Below are 20,120 nucleotides of genomic sequence, written 5' to 3' on the forward strand. Positions count from 1 at the left end.
CGCCGGATTTCAACTGCCTGCCCATGGTTTCCTCCCCCTAAGCGGTGTTAGACGACTTCGCCGGTTGTCTCGTACGTGGCGATCTTGCGGATCCGGCGCACGTGCCGTTCGGCGTCACTGAAGGGTTCTGACAGGAACGCCTCGATGATTTCGGTGGCTTCCTCCACGCTGTGCTGGCGTCCGCCAACGGCAACAACATTGGCGTCGTTGTGCTCGCGGGCCAGCTGGGCCGTTGACAGGTTCCAGGCCAGTGCGGCCCTGACGCCCTTGACCTTGTTCGCGGCAATCTGCTCGCCGTTGCCGGAGCCGCCGAGCACAATGCCCAACGCGTCGACGCCGGCAGCCTGGTCTGCCACGACGGCGAGTGCTGCAGTGATGCAGAACGAGGGGTAGTCATCCTCGGCGTCGTATTCCTGCGGGCCGTGGTCAACCATCTCGTAGCCCTTGGCGGTGAGGGCGGTGATGAGGTGGGCGCTGAGCTCCATGCCGGCGTGGTCTGTTGCGATGTGAACGCGCATGAGGGTTCCTTGTTCTCGAGGTAAGTGATGCTCCCTCAAGCCTACCCATGACGGCGGCATGCCCCGGCCGCCCGTCCGCTACCGGTGGCCAGGCGTTTTCCCGGCGCGGCGGTTCAGGATCGCCGACAGGTCATCGGCCATGTCAAGGCTCGGCGCACTCACCACAACGCTGGCTCCCCCCGTGAGGTGAAGCACGACGGCGGCACCGGAGTAGGCAAGGAAGCTGGCGGAAGCGCCGTGGCGCCTCAAACCCCAACCCCCGTAGTCACCGGCGATGATGTCAAGGGAGAGGGCCGTATCCACGCCTTCGCAGGGGGCCACCAGCACGGGGACAACGCCGAGCAGCTTCACTGTGAGCTGGCGCCTGTCAACCCGGACGGTTGCCGACAGCATGCCGACGGCCAGCAGGGCGGCAACGATGGCGGCAGGCAGAATCCACGGCAGTATCAGCGCAAGGAACACCCCGGGCAGGATAAAGCCGAGCAGGATCATCATGATGACCGAGCCGCGCGGGCGGACGAAGTAGGCCATGGTGTCCTTGGCGGCGGGGTCCTCGGCGGCGTCGGCCAGGACGGCGGCGAGGGCCTCGTCATCGGCCGGGCTCCATTGTTCCTCGGGTTTGAAGGTCAGCGCGAGCACCACACCCATGGCCGCCGCGAGGCCGCAGCCCATGAGTAGGACGTAGCCGTCGACGCGCTCGACTGGCGGCTGGCTTTGGCCTGCCTGTGCCAGCAGGGTCGCGGCGAAAAGTGTGCAGGCCGCCAATTGCAGGGCCATGGCAAGGCCCAGTAGGATCCGCCGCAGCATGCGGGACAGGGTGGTGCGTGCGCCGAAGCTGCCCAGTCCGGCGCCGAGGACCAGGATTGCGGCAACGCCCACGCCGAGAAAGGTTGCGAGGGGAACCGGGTTCCCGCCCGGCGGCAGCACGATGCCCTCCTGCAGCTGGCTGCCAAGAAGCAGTCCGCCGGCAACCAGGGCGACGGAGAGCAGGGCAGGGAAAATCAGGGCGAAGCGCAGGGCCCGGTGGTCGCCGTACCATCCGCCGGTGGAGTCGTGGCTGCCGTCGTGTGCCATAGGACTAGTTTTGCACTGTTGTGGTGTGGACGTACGCATTCACCAGGGCAGCGGCCTCTGCGGCCGTCTGCGCATCCGGCATGGAGATAACGAACGTCTGGTGAAAACCGGCGTCAATGACGATGGCGGGCCCGCTGCCCATGATGAACCCGACGCTTCCGCCGTTTATCCTGAAGCCCCAGCCGCCGTAGTCCAGTGCCTGGATGTCCTCCACGGTGGCCTTGTGGATTTCCTTCCATTCAAGCGGCATGACCCTCCAGAGGCCTGAGGCCAGCACCTTGACACCGTCGGCGCCAATGATGGCCGTGCCCTGGCAGAAAACCCAGATGATCGCGGCAACCGCCACGCCAAGCACGGACAGGACAGGAAAGATGAAGTAGGTGCTCAGGGCAACGACGCCGCCGACTCCGATGCAAAGCAGCCAGGCCCGTGCCCCCATGGAGACCTTGACCCGCAGTGATTCGCCCCGGGCGGCACGTTCCTGCGCCTGCGCAACAAGGGGTGAATCCGCGGCAGTGGCCACGTCGTTGGCCGCAAGCACCGCAGGACTTTGTGTCCTGTCCATCTCGCCGGGCCTGTACAACCACATGGGAAGAACGCCCAGCACGGCGGCAAGGCCCAGGCCGGCCCCCATGACCGGACCGGAGATCTCAGCCCGGGACGTGTCGGCCAGGCCGATTTGTCCGGCCACAACGGCAACCATCAGGGCCCCGGCCCCGATGCCAAAACCAACGCCTACGCCGGCACCAATGCGGGCGATCAACGTGTTCTGACCGCGGGAAACCACGGCCAGCACCGCGATGATGCCGCCAACGCCAACCATGGTGAGCACAGTGGTGGTGGCAATTCCCCACAGGGATGTCCAGCCGTCCACCTCTCCCTTGGCGTTCCAGTGGATGGCCAATTCGCCCGGCAGCCTGGCTGCAACTGTAAACATCCAGGTTGCGGCAAGGATGCCAAGGATCAGATGCCCGCCAAACAGCCCTATCAGCCACCACCGGTTGTAAGTTGCCTCCGCCGCCGCACAGCGCACTTGCTCCCCCACGAAGACCGCCCGCCTTCACTTTGTCATCCATATTCTACGTATCCGCCAAGACTGCCCCACGGTGTAGCGAGGTTCAAACCCACAACTCTCCACCGACCGTGCAGTTAATGCCGATCTTCCGCGGCCGCATTGCCATTAAATGTACGGTCGCGGTGGCGCGGGGCAGGTGGCGCGCGACACACCGCAGGGCGATAGGGTGGAAGAATCCATCCAACCGGCCTCCGGCACGCCGACCGCACCGCCGCAGGCCTCGCTCCACCCATCCCGAACGGAAGGCATCACCTTGCCTGGTATGAACCTGACCCGTGCCGAAGCCATTGAGCGCACGGCCACACTGAGCGTCGAGAGCTACGACGTCACCCTTGACCTGACCACCTCGGAAACCACCTTCGCCTCCACCACAACGGTGAGGTTCAGCGCGAAGGAGGGCTCGTCGTCGTTCATTGACGCGGTGACCAAGACGGTCCACCAGGTCACGTTGAACGGCGTCGACCTTGACCCGGCCACCGTGTCCGACGGCGTGCGCATCCAGCTGCCAAACCTCGCCGCAGAGAACGTGCTCACCGTGCGCGCCGACGCCTTCTTCATGAACACCGGCGAGGGCCTGCACCGCTTCGTTGACCCCGTGGACGGCGAGGTGTACCTGTACAGCCAGTTCGAGGTGCCCGACTCCCGCCGGATGTTCGCCGTCTTTGAGCAGCCCGATCAGAAGGCCCTCTTCACCTTCCACGTGAGTGCCCCGGCGCATTGGGATGTCATTTCCAACTCCCCCACTCCGGTTCCGGAGGCTGCGGGCGAAGGCAGGGCCACCTGGCACTTCGAGCCGACGCTGAAAATCTCGAGCTACATCACGGCGCTGATCGCAGGCCCCTACGAGTGCGTGCGCAGCGAACTGACAAGCTCGGACGGGCGGATTGTGCCGCTTGGCGTGTTTGCCAGGAAGTCGCTCATGGAGCACCTGGACGCCGAGAACGTCTTTGAGCTGACCCGCCAGGGCTTCGAATTCTTTGAGACGCAGTTCGGCGTCCCGTACCCCTTCCCCAAGTACGACCAGTTGTTCGTGCCCGAATTCAACGCCGGAGCCATGGAAAATGCGGGCGCCGTGACGTTCCTTGAAAGCTACGTTTTCCGCTCCAAGGTCTCCGACGCCATCGTCGAACGCCGCGCCATCACCATCCTGCACGAGCTCGCCCACATGTGGTTCGGCGATCTTGTCACCATGCGCTGGTGGAACGACCTCTGGCTCAATGAGTCGTTCGCGGAGTTCATGTCCACCCTGGCCGCGGCCGAAAACACGAAGTACGTGGATTCCTGGACCACGTTCTCCTCGATGGAGAAGAGCTGGGCCTACCGCCAGGACCAGCTGCCCTCCACCCACCCCATCAAGGCCGAGATCAACGACCTCGAGGACGTGCTGGTCAACTTTGACGGCATCACCTACGCCAAGGGCGCCTCCGTACTGCGCCAGCTCGTGGCTTGGGTTGGCCAGGAGGAGTTCATGGCCGGGGTGCGCGCCTACTTCGCCAAGCACGCCTGGTCCAACACCGAGCTGCCGGACCTCATGGTTGAGCTGGAGGCTGCCAGCGGCCGCGACCTGACCGCCTGGACGGAGAAGTGGCTGGAGTCCTCGGGCGTGAACACCTTCGCGACAGCTATCGAGGTGGCGGACGACGGCGCCATCACCTCATTCTCGATCCTCCAGTCCGCCGTGGCGGAGCACCCTGTCCTGCGACCCCATCGCGCGGCCGTCGGCTTCTACGACGTGGCGACATCGGGTGAGGACGCCGGCAAGCTGGTGCGGACTCACAGGGTTGAGCTCGACGTCGACGGGGCCGAAACATCGGTGCCGGAGCTCGTTGGCATGCAGCGCCCGGCCCTCGTGCTTGTCAACGACGACGATCTGGCCTACGCCAAAATCCGCCTCGACCCGCACTCTCTGGCCACGGCCAAGGCGCACTTGGCGGACTTCAGGGACTCCCTGCCGCGCACACTCGTTTCAGCCTCGCTCTGGGATGCCACGCGCGACGGCGAAACCCCGGCCCGCGAGTACGTCGACCTTGTCCTGGCCACGATTGGCCAAGAGACGGACTCCACAGTGGTCATGGTGCTGCTGCGCCAGCTGGCCACCGCCTTGAACTTCTACGTTGCACCTGAACACCGGAAGGAGACGGCCATTGCCGCCGCCGATTCCCTGTGGGAGCTGGCCGGATCCGCCGCCGCAGGCTCGGACGCTCAGTTGCAGTTCGTGAAAGCCTTCGCCGGCCACGCGCAGTCCCCCCAGCAGCTTGACGCCGTGCAGGGCCTGCTGGATGGAACGCTGGAACTGGATTCCCTGACCATTGACACCGACATGCGCTGGGAACTGCTGACCTCACTCGTTGCTGGCGGCCGCGCCGGGGCCGGCGAGATTGCTGCAGCCCTGGAGCTGGACAACACCCAAAACGGTCAGCTGGCGGCAGCAACCGCCCACGCTTCCATCCCCACGGCCGCGGGGAAGGCTGGGACGTGGGAGTCCGTCGTCGTCCGCGGTGAAGGCGCCAACGCTGTTCAGCGTGCGGCCATTGAGGGCTTCACGAAGGCCTGGGACACCTCGCTGCTGGAACCGTACGTGGCCCTGTACTTTGCGGCGATCCGGGGTGTGTGGGATGAGAAATCCTATGAGACCTCCTCTACCATCATCACGGGGCTGTACCCGGCTCAGCTCGTATCACAGGCCACGCTGGATGCAACCGATGCGTTCCTGGCCGACTTGGGAGACGAGGTGCCGGCCCTTCGCCGCATGCTCATTGAGAGCCGCGACGCCGTGGTGCGGGCGCTGAAGGCCCAGGCGGCTGACATGTAGACCCGGCAAAAATTGCCTCCGCCGCACTGGATTTTTCCCGGTGGCGGAGGCATTTTTTGCTGTGTTTGCACGCCCGGCGCTGACGCGTCGGAATGTTCCCCAGTGTTGGTGAAAAGTCTATTCCTCTTATGCTTTTTGGAGTAGTTTCAGGGCATGCTCACACATCATTTCAAGGGATTTGCTGCCCGTGCAGGCGCTGTGACGCTCCTGTCAGTCGGGATGATTGCAGGGTTCGCCGGAGCACCGGCCATGGCCCAGACACCCACCACACAGTGGACCATCAACTACACCGTTCTCGGGGACTCCTTTTCGGCCGGATCCGGCGGCGGCGACGAGGCCTACGTCCCCTGCGGGCAAAGCCCCAACGGCTACGGCAATGACGTTGCCGCGGCGACCCATGCCACACTGACGAATTTGGCGTGCTCCGGCTTTACGACCGACCAGGTGCGTACCCTCGAGGTGCCGTATCTGGCATCAGATACTCAACTTGTCACATTGACCGCCGGAGGCAACGACGTCGGCTGGGCCACCACCGTGGCTGCCTGCCTTGACCCCGCATCGACGACGGCCATGTGCACGTCGGCCATCTCCAGCTCCGTCCAACTCATGACGAAACTGCCCACGAAGGTCACGGCCCTGCTGAAGGCCGTCAAGGCAAAGGCGCCCGGCGCCAGGGTGTTGTATCTGGGCTATCCGCGGCTCTTTGAACCGCACAACATGCCAGCGCTCGGCTTCACCCCGACCCAGGTCACTGGCGCAAAGGCCCTCAACGCCGCCGCCGACCTGCTCAACGGCATCCTCGCCTTCAGTGCATTGTCGAACCGCACGGCGTTCGTTCCCGTGGCCTATCTGTTCAGTGGACACGGAATCCCCTCAGCCTCACCGTGGCTGAACTACCCTGGCGGGCCCAACCCGTACGCCTTCCATCCGACCGCCGAGGGCTACCAGAACGGCTACACGGTCGCAGTCATGCGGTTCCTCTGAGCCGCGCCAGCTCGGCAGCAACGCCTACTGGGGTCCCCCACGTCGCTTCGCTCGTTCCGGGACCCCTGGCGCTACGCTTAGCGCATGGCATTGAATTCGCATTCATATGAAATATCAGTCAATTGGACGGGCAACCGGGGCACGGGAACCTCCGATTACAAGGCCTACGGGCGTGACCACACGGTCGACTCCGTAGGCCTTCCCACGTTGTTGGGCTCCGCCGACAAGACGTTCCACGGCGACCGCACGCGATGGAACCCCGAACAGCTGCTTCTGAGCGCCCTCACCCAATGCCACATGCTCTCCTACCTGCACGTGGCAGTGAACCACGGCATCGTGATCACCAAATACGAGGACACCGCCACAGGCAACCTGGTCCTTAACCCCGACGGTAGCGGCCAATTTGAATCCGCCACCTTGCATCCAAAGATCGCAACCGCCGATCCTGCCATGGCGGAACTTGCGCTGACACTGCACGCAGAGGCTGCCGCAAAGTGCTTCATCGCGCGCAGCGTGAACTTCCCTGTCGGCCACGAGCCTGGGGTGCTTGCGGCAACCGAGGACTGAACCCATGCTCCGTCCACGTTAGGGTTGATATGAAGTTCTCCACCCCTACGGATGCAAGGTAACCCGCGTGCAAGCAACTCAAGTCCTTGGAACCCCCAACGATGGATTCTGGGAAAACCTGGCCGAGGCAGGCGTCGCCCTGGCAATTGCTTTGGTGGCGTGGCTGGTGCTGCACTACTTCATTCGGCTCGTGGTCAAAAGAGCCAAATCCGACCGGACGGCGCTGGACCATTTTTCCCTGCGCTGGGCAGCACCTGTTCTGCGCAACCTGGACCCCGTCATGCGCGTTTTGGACGACGAACGGCGCGTGCAGCGGGCCCGTACCATCGGATCCCTGCTGAACTCCGTCTTGACCACCGTGGTGGCCGTCGTGACCGGCTTCTACGTTTTATTGGCCTTCAACGTGGACATCACCCCCCTGCTGACAAGCGTAGGGGTGCTGGGCATTGCCATTGGTTTTGGCTGTCAACAGCTCATCCGGGATTTCCTGGCCGGCATCTTCATCACGCTTGAGGACCAGTACGGGATCGGAGATGTCATCCAAACAAGCGAGGTCATCGGAACCGTGCAGTACCTGGGCCTGCGGATCACCCGTGTCATGGCCGAGGACGGCACCCTCTGGTACCTGCGCAACGGGGAGATCCTGCGCCTTGGCAACAGATCCAAGGGCAACTACCAGGACCCGGCGGCACAGCCCGCCCCCGCGGCAACCGAACCCAACGAATCCGCAGAATAGAAAGCTAACGTCAAAGCCATGAGTTCCGAGTACAGCACAGCGTCCCCCCTCGCCAACGAACCCGCTGGGAACAGTCCTGCCGAGGGGACTCCCATTCCGTCACGCTTTGGGGAGCCGTTGGCGCGCATGTTGCCGATCCCCACCACCATGGGCCATCCCCTGCCCTCCACATCTGCTCCCGCTCCCGCCTCGGCGGAAACGGACGACTTCTCGGACACGTTCTACGGGCAGGTCGGCGGGCATGAGACGTTCGCGAAGATCATCCACGTTTTCTACCAAGGAGTCGCCGCCGATCCCCTGCTGCGCGCCATGTACCCCGAGGAAGACCTGGCCCCGGCCGAGCACCGCATGCTGATGTTCATTGAGCAGTACTGGGGCGGGCCCCGGACGTACCTTGAGGAACGCGGCCACCCGCGCCTGCGCATGCGCCATGTCCCGTTTGCCGTCACCCCTGAGGCGCGGGACCATTGGCTTGCCGCCATGCGCAAGGGCGTTGACGCCGCGGAACTGTCACCCCTGCACGAAGCCACACTCTGGGACTACCTGGAACGCGCGGCACATTCACTGGTCAACTCCGCTTAGGATCGCCTCAAGCGGGCACGACGCAGAACTGTCGCCTGGGCGGTGGCGGCTAGTGCTTGCCAAACTCCACCCTGACGGCGTTGTTGTCCGGCAGCACCACCACCGTGCCGTGGGAGAGGGTCCAACTGTCAGGCAGCAGGAAGAACCGGCCCCCACTTGCCACCAGCAGGTGCATGCCGGTGTATTTGTAGACAGGCGCCCCGGCCGGGCCCAGCACTGACTGCCTCACCCCGGGGGCGCCGATGGACAGCGCGGCATTGCTGTAGACATCGGCGCGGGGAAGTGCGGGCAAGCTCGCCTCGACTGCTGCGGCCTGGCCGCGCCCCACCACTTGGGCAAACTCTGAGGTCCCCCAGAACAGCAGCACCGTGACGAGCGTAAAGACAAAGGTTGCCTCCAGGGCCCTGTGTTGGACCGCCGATCGCCCGGTGGCGCGTGGCCGGTTCCCCGCCACTGTCAAGCGGCGCAGGCGCACGCCCCAACTGGCCAGCAGGACCCCGCCGGCCATCAGAAACGGGACCACCAGGAAAACTCCCCCTGGACGGACCACGGCGAGCAGCAGGCAGCCTGCGGCCAGAAGAACGCCGGATGCCAGGGCCGCAGTGGACATCCGGGCAACCAGCGCACTGCGCTGTCCGGAAGGAATCTGGCCGCGGAGCCATCCGTCGGCGGCCAGCCACAGCAGGCCCGCAATCAAGAGGCAGACCAGGGGCAGGAACAAGGACCTGATGCTGCGCAACGCATAGTCCTGCACCGTATAGCCGAACAAGCTCACATCAAGGCCCATAGCTCGTGCCTGAGCATCGGAGCGGGCCCAGCCAAAATACACCAGCAGTGCCGTAGCAACGGTGACAGGCGGCCCGATGGATGCGACAACCGCCAGAAACTTCTCCATGGTCGACTGCACATCAGCGTCGACTGGCTCCACACGTGCCTCTCCGGGGCTGCCGCTGCCTGCGCCGTCGTCCACCGGCACAGCCCCGGCGCCCTCCTGCACGCCCGTCACGGTCCGTCACCGCTAACCGGCAAGCTACCCGTGACTTCAGCAGACGGATTTGCGGACCCCGGGGCACCCGTGACATAGGTGAACGTGACTGATCCAGGAATGGGCCCTTCGCGTCCCACGGCAGTCACCGTGACTGCGCCGGCGGCGGCCGCAGCAGGCATGAGAACGTTCCACCGCGCCGGTTGTACGGGGTCCGCCGACACTGGCACCCGCTGGTCGCCAACAATGACGGCGATCACGTCAAGAAAACGCCCTGACAGCTGGAAAAGCCCACCGGCCAATCCGCTCGATGGGGTCCTCGTGGGGCCCTGGCCGTCCAACGCGTCAAGGCCCGCCAATCCCAGGGGGCACGCCGTTCCTGTCCCGGCGGTCGGAGATGGCAGGGCGTCCGGGTTTTGGGCATGGGCGCCAAGGAATGCGGCCACCAGCAGGTAGGCGGCCCGATCAAGGCAGCGCTCAGCCGCCGGTTCCTGCAGGGCTCCCAGGCCGGCTGCCGCATCCGTCCATCCCGATGGCTGCCCTTCGTACACGGCCCTGCAGAGTGCCGTGGCTGCACCCCAGAGGGCAATGCCGTCCGACGTGCTTGAGTTGCCCGTCCCGACGGCGGCGGCCAGGCCTTCACAGTCCTTGTTTTCAAGCATGACGTACCACTGGCTCTGGGGCGGGTCGGCCGGATCGACGGGGCCTGGCGGCACCCAGGCGAGTTGGCCGCCGTCGTTGTTCCCGGAACCGGCCGGTGGCGTATTTGCGGAGCTGTCCGAGCTGACCAGGGCAGGGCTCGACGGCGCCGCATCCTGGGGTGCGTTGGCGTTGCAGCCGCACAGGACCGTGACGGCCACGATGAGCACTGCTGCCGACCGCCTCTGTGTAAAAGCCTGCCACTGCATGACGCCCCCTCACACCGCTCGGCTCCTCGCCTGCGTCGCGCCCCGCCATGGCGCAAGCCATGCCTTCCCTGACCGGGTGGTACACGAGTGAACCTTAGGACTCATTATCCTCAGCCGGCACCGGGTCGCAAGGACGAATCTTACCGCGCGGCAGCGCCGTGGGGGCTACCGGTGCGTGGAGCGAATTTGCTGCGTCCTTGGGCGAGCAATGGCTGCCGTTACAACAGCGATTTGGGCCGGACCAGGATGTGGCCGCGTGCGGTGCTGATGCGCAGCCACTTGTGTGAGCCGAAGATCGTGCCCGATTCGCCCGGCGCAACGAAGCCGAGAGCGTAGGCTGCAAACGCCGCGCCGCCGGGGATCTCCCCCGGCACGCCGGCCATGGGCCGCCCCCACACAGACGCGCGGACGTTGTTCACCAGCAGCGCGCCGGGGTTGACGGGGATGATCTGGCCAATTTCCTGCACCCCGGCCTTGGCCACGGCGATCAGGGTGTCGGCCGAAATGGTGCCGATTTCCTCCCACGCACCGCGGGGTGCACCGATGCCGGCCCACGATTCATGGACGGTCATTGGCGGCACCGGAAGGCGGAGGTCATCGGCATCCATGCGGGCCAGCCGGTCTGCCACCGAGGCAAGCGGCACCGTCACATCAATGCTCGACGGTGCGCCCAGGGCCATGGTGCGCAGCCCCAGCACCGTCGGGGTTCCCTCACCCAAAAGCTTCGAGCGCATGACACATACGTACGCCGCGAGTACCTGCCCGGCCCCCTGGAGCCGGATGGCGCCGTCGTCCGCGGTACGGGCGCGGGTCACAAAGGTGCGCAGGTCCGCGACGGTGCCGGCATCCTCCAGCAGCAATTCTTCGGTGTGGGTTGCTGTAGACATCAGTGGCTTCCTTCGGCGGTGGTGGCGGGGGTGCTTTGGCGTGCGGGGCTGCGTTTGAACGGAACGGGGTCTCCGCGCCAGGTGTCCAGTGCGCTGCGCTGCGGATCGGTAAGCCGGACGGGGCGGGCCGTGGTGCGCGAGACCAGAACCATGGAGGTGGCGGCCTGGGCGTAAATGACGGAGGTGTCGGCCTCGGTGATGGTGTAGCCGAAATCGAAGCTTGAGCCGCCGATGTGCGTGACCCAAATATTGACAAAAATGGGCGTCGGGCGGAAGCCGATGGGTGCCAGGTATTCAATTTCGTTCCGCCCCACCAGCGTGAACAATTCGCTCCCTACGAGGTCCTGGAACGTGCCGCCGCCGGGAAGATCAGCGTAGGTCAGTTGGACACGAGCATCCTCGAGGTACTGCAAATACACGACGTTGTTGACGTGGTTGTACGAATCAATGTCGCCGAAACGGATTTGCTGTGCGATCTGGATGCCTGGTGCCATGCTTTCATCATGTCAAAGCCGTGCGTACGCCACCAATCAACGTCTGCAAGGTCACAGCATTGCCGAGGAAAATGGTGCCGTTCATGCCTGAATCCCCATTTGTCGCCAGGGCACGCCGACACATAGAGTCACGTCTATGAATGTGACGCCACGCGACTTTGACCCCATGGAAACCCTCCTGCACATCCTGGAGCTTTCCGACGCCGGCGGGGCGCAGACGGATGAAGACATCTTTATTGGCGCCGGTGACGCGAACGCCCCGCGGCCGCGGCTGTTTGGCGGCCAGGTGTTGGCACAGTCGGTGGTTGCCGCGGCCCGCACCGTGGGAAGCGACCACCTGGTCCACTCGATGCACGGCTACTTCCTGCGCCCGGGCGACGCAGCTGCCCCCTTGACCTTTGGCGTGCAGCGTCTGCGCGACGGCCGGTCATTTTCCGCCCGCCGCACGCACGCCTACCAGGGCGGGGTGCCCATCCTGTCCATGATCTCCTCGTTTCAGCGCCCCGACAGCGGCATCGAGCATCAGGACACCATGCCCGAAGGCATTCCTGCACCTGAATCGCTTCCCACCGCGGCCCAGCTGCTGGGGGCAATCGACCACCCCGTGGCCCAGGCGTGGGCCTATGAGCGTCCCTTCGACATCCGCCATGTGGGCGCGGACATCTACTTGGACGTCAAGGGCCAGCATGTCGCCCACCAGGCGGTGTGGTTGAAGACGCTAGGTCCCATGCCAGCGGACCAGAACCTGCACCGTGCGGCACTGGCCTACGCCAGCGATTACACTTTGCTGGAGCCGTCGCTACGCCGCCATGGCATCAGTTGGTCCACGCCCGGCATCAGCGTTGCCAGCCTTGACCACGCCATGTGGTGGCACCGCCCCCTACAGGTCGATGATTGGCTGTTGTACGTGGCCGAGTCACCCAGCGCCTCCGAGTCCCGCGGGCTGAACCTTGGCCGTTTCTTCAACCGCGACGGCGTACTTGTCGCCACGGTTGCCCAAGAGGGCATGGTGCGAATCCCGGAAGGAACGTTGGCGGACTAGCTTTCCGGCGTGTCTGAGTAATTGACCGGAGTGTCCGGGGGCGGCGTTGTCTTGGAGCCGCACGGACTGTCGGCAGGATCCGCCCCGCGGCTCGCCTCCGCTTCCTGCGGGCCTTGTTGGTGGTGCCCAAAAGGGTCAATGCGCGGGCGCCGGGCAGAAGGAACCTGCCCGCGCAGCCGTGCTGTGAGCAGCCGCAGGTTCAACAGCGGGGAATTCTCGTTTGGTCCGTCAACCTCCAGGCCGTAGAAGTCCCCGATATGGTCCACAAACGCCATCCGTTTGGCCTTCTCGTAAGCGCGGGACTCGCGTGAGAAGGCCAGGTAGGTGGACCAACAAATCAGGATCAACACAACGCTGAACGGCAGCGCGATGATGATCGCCGCGGTTTTCAAGGCTTCCAGCCCTCCGGATAGCAGCAAGGCGCTGGCCAACAGGGACGTGACAAGCGCGAAGAATATGCGGATCCAATTTTTGGGTTCCACGTCCCCACCGCTGGCAATCATGCCCATGACCAGGGCACCGGAGTCGGCTGAGGTCACAAAGAAGATGACGATCATGATGATCGCCCCGATGACAAGAACCCCTCCGGCGGGAACCTGGGCCAGTGTCGCGAAGAGTGCGCCGGCTGAATCCACAGTTCCGTCGGCCCCCACCAGGCCTCCCTTTCCGTAAAGCTGGGAGTAAATGGCAGTGCCGCCCAGAACGCTGAACCACAGCAAGGTGACAAGGGTGGGCACGAGGATGACGCCGGCGACGAACTGCCGTACGGTGCGGCCCTTGGATATCCTGGCGATGAAGATACCAACGAACGGCGCCCAGGAGATCCACCAGCCCCAGTAGAAGGTGGTCCATGTTGACTGCCATGCTTCGCCAGCTGCATCTGAGAAGGCGCTGACGTTGAAGGCCATGCCCACCAGGTTCTGCAGGTAGTTGCCGGTGGATTGCACAAAGTTGCGCAGCAGGAACTGGGTGGGGCCCACCACCACCAGGAAGAGCACAAAGATGCCCGCAATGATCAGGTTGGTGTTTGAGAGCCACTTCATGCCTTTGCCCACGCCTGAGAGTACGGAGAACAAAACGAAGCAGGTGACAACTGCAATGATGACAAGGTTAATGAACATGGAGGACGTGATCAGTCCTGCATGCTCCAGGCCGGCGCTGATCTGGAGCACACCGAGCCCCAATGACGTGGCGACGCCGAACATGGTCCCCACCAGCGCGATGACATCGATGAGGTTGCCGATCCCGCCACGCACCTTCTTCCCCAGCAGCGGTTCAAGCGACCAACGGATTGACACGGGCCGCCCGCGCCGATGGATGGCGTAGGCCAGGGCGAGGCCGATGACGACGTAGATTGACCAGGCATGAACTCCCCAATGCAGGAAGGTCTGTGAGAATGCCTGCTGGGCCAGATCTCCGGGTGTGCCGGTAACCCCCGGTTTCGGGGTGGCAAAGTGGGTCAACGGTTCACTGACCCCGTAGAAGACCAGGCCAATGCCCATGCCTGCGGCGAAGAGTAGCGAAAACCATGAGCCAAGGGAGAACTCTGGTTCGTCGTCGTCCTTGCCGAGCTTGATGTCCCCGAACTTGCTAAAGCCCACCCACAGGCTAAAGATCACCAGGGCAGTGGCCAAGAGTACGTAATACCAGTTGAAGTACCCGACGATGGCGCCTTGGATGCTGGCAAACAGGGATTCGGCGGTGGAGGGGGCGACCATGGCAAATGCGGCAAAAACCACGACGATGGTGGCTGCCGGCCAGAAGACCCAGCGATGGACACGATGTTTCGACGTAGTCGCTGACATTTCCCCAGCATAAGCGCATTCATGCTGGAATGACCGTGGCGCAGGCATAAAAATGGCCGACTCCAAAAGGAGCCGGCCATTTCTATACGAGCCTACGCTTGCGAGAAGCGTTGGGCGCACGCCCCGGAGGGATCCAGTGTGCAAACGCGCCAGCGTTTGCACACTGGGAGTGCGTGGGGCTAGTCGCGGGTCAGGCGGCGGTGGGTGACGCGGTGCGGACGTGCCGCATCGGCACCCATGCGCTCGATCTTGTTCGCTTCGTAGGAATCGAAGTTGCCCTCGAACCAGTGCCAGTTGGCCGGGTTTTCATCGCTGCCTTCGTAGGCAAGGATGTGGGTGGCCACTCGGTCCAGGAACCAACGGTCGTGCGATACGACCACGGCACAGCCCGGGAATTCCAACAGCGCGTTTTCAAGGCTGCTGAGGGTTTCCACGTCAAGGTCGTTGGTGGGCTCATCGAGAAGCAACAGGTTTCCACCCTGCTTGAGGGTCAGCGCGAGGTTCAGACGGTTGCGCTCACCACCGGAGAGCACACCTGACTTCTTCTGCTGGTCCGGTCCCTTAAAACCAAAGGCTGCAACATAGGCGCGTGAGGGCATTTCCACGTTGCCAACCTGGATGAAGTCCAGGCCGTCGGAAACAACTTCCCACAACGTCTTGTCGGGGTCGATGCCGCCACGGTTCTGGTCGGCGTAGGAAATCTTGACCGACTCACCGACCTTGAGGTTTCCGCCGTCGAGCGGTTCAAGTCCAACAATGGTCTTGAACAGCGTTGACTTACCGACACCGTTCGGGCCGATGACGCCAACGATGCCGTTGCGAGGCAAAGTGAAGGTGAGTCCGTCGATCAGAACACGATCGCCGAAGCCCTTCTTGAGGTTCTCGGCTTCCAGCACGATGCCACCCAGGCGCGGGCCCGGCGGGATCTGGATCTCTTCGAAGTCGAGCTTGCGCGTGCGGTCGGCCTCGGCAGCCATCTCCTCGTAGCGGGCAAGACGGGCCTTGGACTTGGTCTGGCGACCCTTGGCATTGGAGCGTACCCACTCGAGTTCCTCGGTGAGGCGCTTTGCCTGCTTGGCGTCTTTCTTGCCCTGGACTTCCAGACGTGCACGCTTCTTCTCCAAGTAAGTGGAGTAGTTGCCTTCGTACGGGTACAGGTGGCCGCGGTCAACTTCCGCGATCCATTCCGCGACGTGATCGAGGAAGTAACGATCGTGGGTCACGGCGAGTACGGCGCCGGCGTAGTTCTTCAGGTGAAGCTCCAGCCACTGAACGCTTTCAGCGTCCAAGTGGTTGGTGGGCTCATCCAGGAGCAACAGGTCAGGCTTCTGCAGCAGGAGCTTGCACAAGGCAACACGACGGCGCTCACCACCGGAGAGGACAGTGACGTCGGAATCCCCCGGCGGGCACTGCAGTGCATCCATGGCCTGCTCGAGCTGGGAATCGATATCCCATGCGTCGGCGGCATCAATGGCTTCCTGCAGCTTGCCCATCTCTTCGAGAAGGGTGTCAAAGTCAGCGTCGGGGCTGGCCATTTCCTCGGAGATCTCGTTGTAACGGGTGATCTTTGCGTATATCTCGCCAACGCCTTCCTGGACGTTGCCCAGAACGGTCTTTTCCTCGTTCAGCGGCGGCTCCTGGAGCAAAATGCCCACAGTGTAGCCGGGGCTCAGGCGAGCCTCACCGTTGGAGGGGGTGTCCAAGCCAGCCATGATCTTCAAAATGGTGGACTTACCAGCACCATTGGGGCCCACGACGCCAATCTTGGCACCCGGGTAGAAAGACATGCTTACGTTGTCAAGAATGAGTTTTTCTCCAACAGCCTTGCGGGCATTGGACATCGTATAAATAAATTCCGCCATACCCCCAAGGTTAGTGGGTGCGGGCGCATATCTCACATTCGCTACGGTACAAGTGAGCAAAGCATCACCCGGGACCCCGCACGCGCCGGAAAATGACGCGAATTGCGGGCCCGAGGCGAGGCAGGTGCAGGGGCTAGTGAACGTCGCCCACGAAACAGCGTCCGGACGCGAGAACGGGAAGAATCACCACGGCGACGTTGCCGTCACGCACCTGACCCAGGACACAGTCATCAGCAACCCGTGCGGCCGCCTCGATGGCGTCCACGGCAAGACCCGTGGGTGTGATGTCCACGGAGACTTCAACTTTTTCCTTGACTACGCCGGCATCTAGCATTGCCTGCATCATTTGTTCACGGTTTGGCGCCTTGGTGCCCAAAGTCAGCGTCGTGAGGGTGGTTTTCAGCTTACCTTCGAGTTCCTCAGCGGCTGTTTTGGCCTTGGGCGGCGCTGCCTCCTTTGCCTGCGGCGTCGCACCGTCCTTTGTCGCGGCCGAGGTGGGGGCCGGCTCCGGGGTCGGCGTGGATCCCGGAAGCATGGAGCATCCGCCCAGCGCCAAGGAAGCGGCCAGCAGAACGGATGCACCGACCGTCCGCACATTGAGGCGGTGCCGTTTTGGCTGGTGGCGGGATGTCATCTTTTCCAAAGTCACCCCGCCATTGTGCCACGGCAGACTGCGCTTCTGTCCACGCCCCTAGAATGGGACGGCTTCTTGGGTGATTTCCCCCGTCACTTCATCGGCAGACTCACCCTCCTGGAGTCCGCCTGCGGCAAACGGTCCATCTCCAACCCTGGCCGCAGTTTGATCGTCGTCATCATCCATTTCGCCACCCGTGCCGGGCTCAGAAACATCCTCGCCCGGTGCTTCATCTTCATCCTGGTAATGCGACCGCGTTCCTACCAAGTGGAACGGATTATCAGGGCTCACGGAATTGCTTTGGCCGGCCGGGCGGGCGCTGAGCATGCGCCGGTAGTTTGCGGTTCCGAATTGGAGGTCGGGCCCGATGCTGTCCGCGTCGATTTCCACCCCTGTGGCTGGAGTGCCGTCCTTGCGGAAGTAGGAGGTCACCTTAAGCTTGCCGACAATCAAGATCCGGTCCCCCTTGTGGATGCTCACCATCGCGTTGGAGGCTAGCGTCCTGAAGACATTGACGCGAAACCAGTTGGTCTGACCGTCAACCCACTGGTTTGTGATGGGATCGAGTCGGCGCATGTTGGAACCCATCCGAAATTTCCCGATGACCGTGCCGCTGTCCGTGGTGTTAACGACAATGTCAGAACACACAAAGCCCCTGAGGCTGATGTGGTTTGCCATGTTTCTGCCTTTCTCCGGGCCGTCGATACGGCAGTTTTTAGATACCTCAAGCCAACGCCATTCATGAAGTTCGTGCCAGTGCTTGGGCCCGGATTGTGAACGCCACGGGACCCTGCTGTACCTGTGGAGGAGGAGATCGGAGAATAAACCTGATAATTTAGATGCGGCCCATGATTGGGTCATGCCTCGGTAGCTCAGCGGATAGAGCAGGAGCCTTCTAATCTTTCCCAGTCGTGCCGGCCAGCAGACTTTACGCCCCTAACTTCCTTGCAAACAAAGGGAAGTAAGGGCGCTTTGCTTTCCCAGTTGACAAGCCATAATTCCCGTGCATTCTCTGGATTTCTTGGCAAGTTCGCCAAGGATGGACAGTAAATGGACAGTAACCATTCGAGCATGGCGGCGGACAGTGACGAACTTCGGCTAACCCGTCTCACCTTTTTGATGTGACGCATGAACGACAGACGCGCATTCGACCTAAGTTCCCCCGGATTCTGCGATAGGTTCACTAGAGGAGCCGAATCATTTAGGGGATACATGTCAACGAATCGCGTGGCCATCGATGCCGTGGCGGAGTACGTTCAGCAGGTTGCAAAGCTTGCGACCAACACCATCGCCCGGGAGCATAGCTACCGGCCAGCATTGGTTCGGATGTTCAACCAGGTGGCACCCGACGTTGAGACGTTCAACGACCCAGCTCGGTCTTCCGAAGGTCAACCGGACTTCGTCTTTGTTCAAAAGAACAATTCAGAGATTGTCCGTGGATACGGCGAAGCCAAGGACTTGGGAGCCAACCTCGACCGAACGGAACAAACAGAACAGCTGATCCGCTACGCCGGCTACGACCAGCTCCTGCTAACGAATGAACTCGAGTTTCGCTTTTACAGAGACGGAATCTCGTACTCAACGGTTCACGTAGCCCGGATATCGAGTGACGGACACGTCGAATCGATGCCCCAAAATTTCAACAAGTTCATCGAAGAACTACATGCATTCCTAGACCAACCACCGGCCAAGATTACATCGGCATCGAAGCTTGCAAAGTCTATGGGCGGAAAGGCTAGACGCGTCCGTAATTTCGTGCTCACAACTCTCAGCGATTCCACCACGTCGGAGGATGACGACATCTTGAGGATGTTCAAGGTCGTCAAAGACAAATTGGTATCGGGAATGGACCATGCAGAATTCGCCGACATGTATGCACAGACGCTAATCTATGGCCTCTTCTCAGCTCGGTACAGCGACAAGTCGACAACTGTGTTCACACGCCAAGAAGCCCGGGACTTAATCCCGGCTTCCACGCACTTTCTTCGAACGTTCTTTGACCATGTAGCTGGACCCGGGTTCAGTCAGAATCTGGCCCAGATCGTCCAGGAGATGTGCGAGGTACTTTCGGTAAGCGATGTGGAGAAGATCGTGCACCGCCGACTGGCGGAGGGTGACGATATTGACGGGCGTGATCCAATCATTCATTTCTACGAAGACTTCCTGAAAGAATATGACTCGGATCAGCGAAAGAAGCGCGGCGCCTATTACACACCAACCCCAGTGGTTCGGTTCATTGTCCGAGCAGTGGACTCTGCGCTTAAGAATAATTTTGGTATTTCCGCCGGACTTGCCGACTCGTCTAAGCATTTGGTCACAATTCCGTCGCAACCAGGACTGGAACGAAAGTCAGGGAACATCAGGCGCACCCGCACTTCAAACGCGACAATCGATGTTCACAAGGTCCAGATTCTGGATTTTGCGACCGGAACTGCAACATTTCTAAATGAAGTCATCAAGCACGTCCACAAGTCCTTCAAGGGACAGGAGGGCCTGTGGCCCTCCTATGCTGCTGATGAATTGATACCGCGGCTAAATGGCTTCGAGCTCATGATGGCGCCTTACGCCATCGCACACATGAAATTGGGCATGACGCTGAGCGATCTCGGTGTAACTGACGCGAATCGATTCCGCGTGTTTTTGACAAATACTCTTGAACAGCCGATGGGCATCGATGCTGATCTGTTTCAATTTGGTCTCCTAGAAGCACTGACCGAAGAATCAGCTGCGGCCGGTGAGGTCAAGGATAGAAACCCGATCATGGTCGTGATTGGAAACCCTCCTTACTCTGGCGTTTCAGCAAATAACTTCACGTATGCCAACAAATTCTCGAAGAAATACAAGATCGAGCCCGGAGGTAAGACGAAGCTTCAGGAGACCAACACCAAATGGTTGAACAATGACTACGTAAAATTTCTCGGATTCGCGGAAGATCTCATTGCAAAGAACGGGAGTGGAATAGTTGGGGTTATCACCGATAACAGCTACCTCATGAGTCCAACGTTTAGAGGCATGAGATGGCACCTAGCGAAGACTTTCGATCGATTGATGGTCTTAGACCTTCACGGAAGAAAGATTCCAGGCGATAAACCTGATTCAATGCGAGCCGATCAGAATGTCTTTGACATCATGCAGGGCGTTTCGATTCTAATTGC

18 protein-coding genes are annotated in these 20,120 nt (G+C 62.0%); 7 read left to right on the top strand and 11 right to left on the bottom strand.

Translation table 11 applies throughout. The annotated features are described in order from the left end of the window. Positions 1-47: 47 nt before the first annotated feature. From AAGW05_RS10555 to AAGW05_RS10565, 3 genes are all read right to left on the bottom strand, one after another. A complete protein-coding gene (locus AAGW05_RS10555) occupies positions 48-518 on the bottom strand; it encodes a ribose-5-phosphate isomerase (RefSeq protein ID WP_411804471.1) in 471 nt (156 codons plus the stop codon). Positions 519-596: 78 nt separating this feature from the next. Beyond that, a complete protein-coding gene (locus AAGW05_RS10560; RefSeq protein ID WP_411804472.1) occupies positions 597-1,592 on the bottom strand; it encodes a hypothetical protein in 996 nt (331 codons plus the stop codon). 4 nt (positions 1,593-1,596) lie between these two features. Beyond that, positions 1,597-2,637, bottom strand: coding sequence for a DUF1648 domain-containing protein (locus AAGW05_RS10565; RefSeq protein ID WP_411804473.1), 1,041 nt, complete (start codon positions 2,635-2,637; stop codon positions 1,597-1,599). A gap of 292 nt (positions 2,638-2,929) precedes the next feature. On the opposite strand from AAGW05_RS10565, the gene pepN reads away from it, so the two are divergent. The 5 genes from pepN (at position 2,930) to AAGW05_RS10590 (ending at position 8,348) form a co-directional block, all read left to right on the top strand. Continuing rightward, complete coding sequence (gene pepN / locus AAGW05_RS10570) at positions 2,930-5,479, top strand: aminopeptidase N (RefSeq protein ID WP_411804495.1); 2,550 nt, start codon at positions 2,930-2,932, stop codon at positions 5,477-5,479. Between the two features lie 153 nt (positions 5,480-5,632). Continuing rightward, positions 5,633-6,463: an SGNH/GDSL hydrolase family protein gene (locus AAGW05_RS10575; protein WP_411804474.1), complete on the top strand. Its 831-nt coding sequence runs from the start codon at positions 5,633-5,635 to the stop codon at positions 6,461-6,463. Between the two features lie 84 nt (positions 6,464-6,547). Next, entirely contained in the window at positions 6,548-7,030 is a 483-nt protein-coding gene (locus tag AAGW05_RS10580) for an OsmC family protein (protein ID WP_411804475.1), read from the top strand. Between the two features lie 67 nt (positions 7,031-7,097). Further along, positions 7,098-7,766: a mechanosensitive ion channel family protein gene (locus AAGW05_RS10585; protein ID WP_411804476.1), complete on the top strand. Its 669-nt coding sequence runs from the start codon at positions 7,098-7,100 to the stop codon at positions 7,764-7,766. A gap of 18 nt (positions 7,767-7,784) precedes the next feature. Continuing rightward, positions 7,785-8,348 (top strand): globin, encoded by a 564-nt coding sequence (locus tag AAGW05_RS10590; protein WP_411804477.1) that lies wholly within the window; start codon positions 7,785-7,787, stop codon positions 8,346-8,348. A gap of 49 nt (positions 8,349-8,397) precedes the next feature. On the opposite strand, the gene AAGW05_RS10595 is transcribed toward AAGW05_RS10590, so the two are convergent. From AAGW05_RS10595 to AAGW05_RS10610, 4 genes are all read right to left on the bottom strand, one after another. Further along, on the bottom strand, positions 8,398-9,354 hold the full coding sequence (locus AAGW05_RS10595) for a hypothetical protein (RefSeq protein ID WP_411804478.1): 957 nt from the start codon (positions 9,352-9,354) through the stop codon (positions 8,398-8,400). Further along, the gene (locus AAGW05_RS10600; protein ID WP_411804479.1) at positions 9,351-10,241 is read right to left on the bottom strand and encodes a hypothetical protein; all 891 of its coding nucleotides are present in this window, start codon (positions 10,239-10,241) and stop codon (positions 9,351-9,353) included. The genes AAGW05_RS10595 and AAGW05_RS10600 overlap by 4 nt, the downstream gene beginning before the upstream one ends. Positions 10,242-10,459: 218 nt before the next feature. After that, positions 10,460-11,128: a hypothetical protein gene (locus AAGW05_RS10605; protein ID WP_411804480.1), complete on the bottom strand. Its 669-nt coding sequence runs from the start codon at positions 11,126-11,128 to the stop codon at positions 10,460-10,462. After that, on the bottom strand, positions 11,128-11,622 hold the full coding sequence (locus tag AAGW05_RS10610) for an acyl-CoA thioesterase (protein ID WP_411804481.1): 495 nt from the start codon (positions 11,620-11,622) through the stop codon (positions 11,128-11,130). The genes AAGW05_RS10605 and AAGW05_RS10610 overlap by 1 nt, the downstream gene beginning before the upstream one ends. Before the next feature lie 136 nt (positions 11,623-11,758). On the opposite strand from AAGW05_RS10610, the gene AAGW05_RS10615 reads away from it, so the two are divergent. Beyond that, on the top strand, positions 11,759-12,664 hold the full coding sequence (locus AAGW05_RS10615) for an acyl-CoA thioesterase (protein WP_411804482.1): 906 nt from the start codon (positions 11,759-11,761) through the stop codon (positions 12,662-12,664). Here AAGW05_RS10615 and AAGW05_RS10620 read toward each other — a convergent pair. The 4 genes from AAGW05_RS10620 to AAGW05_RS10635 form a co-directional block, all read right to left on the bottom strand. Continuing rightward, the gene (locus AAGW05_RS10620; RefSeq protein WP_411804483.1) at positions 12,661-14,469 is read right to left on the bottom strand and encodes a BCCT family transporter; all 1,809 of its coding nucleotides are present in this window, start codon (positions 14,467-14,469) and stop codon (positions 12,661-12,663) included. The two genes, AAGW05_RS10615 and AAGW05_RS10620, sit on opposite strands and share 4 nt — an antisense overlap. A 179-nt stretch (positions 14,470-14,648) precedes the next feature. Next, the gene (gene ettA, locus AAGW05_RS10625; RefSeq protein WP_411804484.1) at positions 14,649-16,331 is read right to left on the bottom strand and encodes an energy-dependent translational throttle protein EttA; all 1,683 of its coding nucleotides are present in this window, start codon (positions 16,329-16,331) and stop codon (positions 14,649-14,651) included. Between the two features lie 133 nt (positions 16,332-16,464). Next, positions 16,465-16,980 carry a DUF6993 domain-containing protein gene (locus tag AAGW05_RS10630; protein ID WP_411804485.1) on the bottom strand — a complete coding sequence of 172 codons (516 nt, stop codon included), beginning with the start codon at positions 16,978-16,980 and terminating at the stop codon, positions 16,465-16,467. Between the two features lie 42 nt (positions 16,981-17,022). Continuing rightward, positions 17,023-17,643 carry a single-stranded DNA-binding protein gene (locus AAGW05_RS10635; RefSeq protein ID WP_411804486.1) on the bottom strand — a complete coding sequence of 207 codons (621 nt, stop codon included), beginning with the start codon at positions 17,641-17,643 and terminating at the stop codon, positions 17,023-17,025. 549 nt (positions 17,644-18,192) lie between these two features. Here AAGW05_RS10635 and AAGW05_RS10640 point away from each other — a divergent pair. Then, positions 18,193-20,120 (top strand): N-6 DNA methylase (locus AAGW05_RS10640; protein ID WP_411804487.1); only part of this gene is annotated, 1,928 nt, incomplete at its 3' end.

Origin of the sequence: Arthrobacter sp. LAPM80 (assembly GCF_046736435.1) — a bacterium.
GTDB lineage: Bacteria > Actinomycetota > Actinomycetes > Actinomycetales > Micrococcaceae > Specibacter.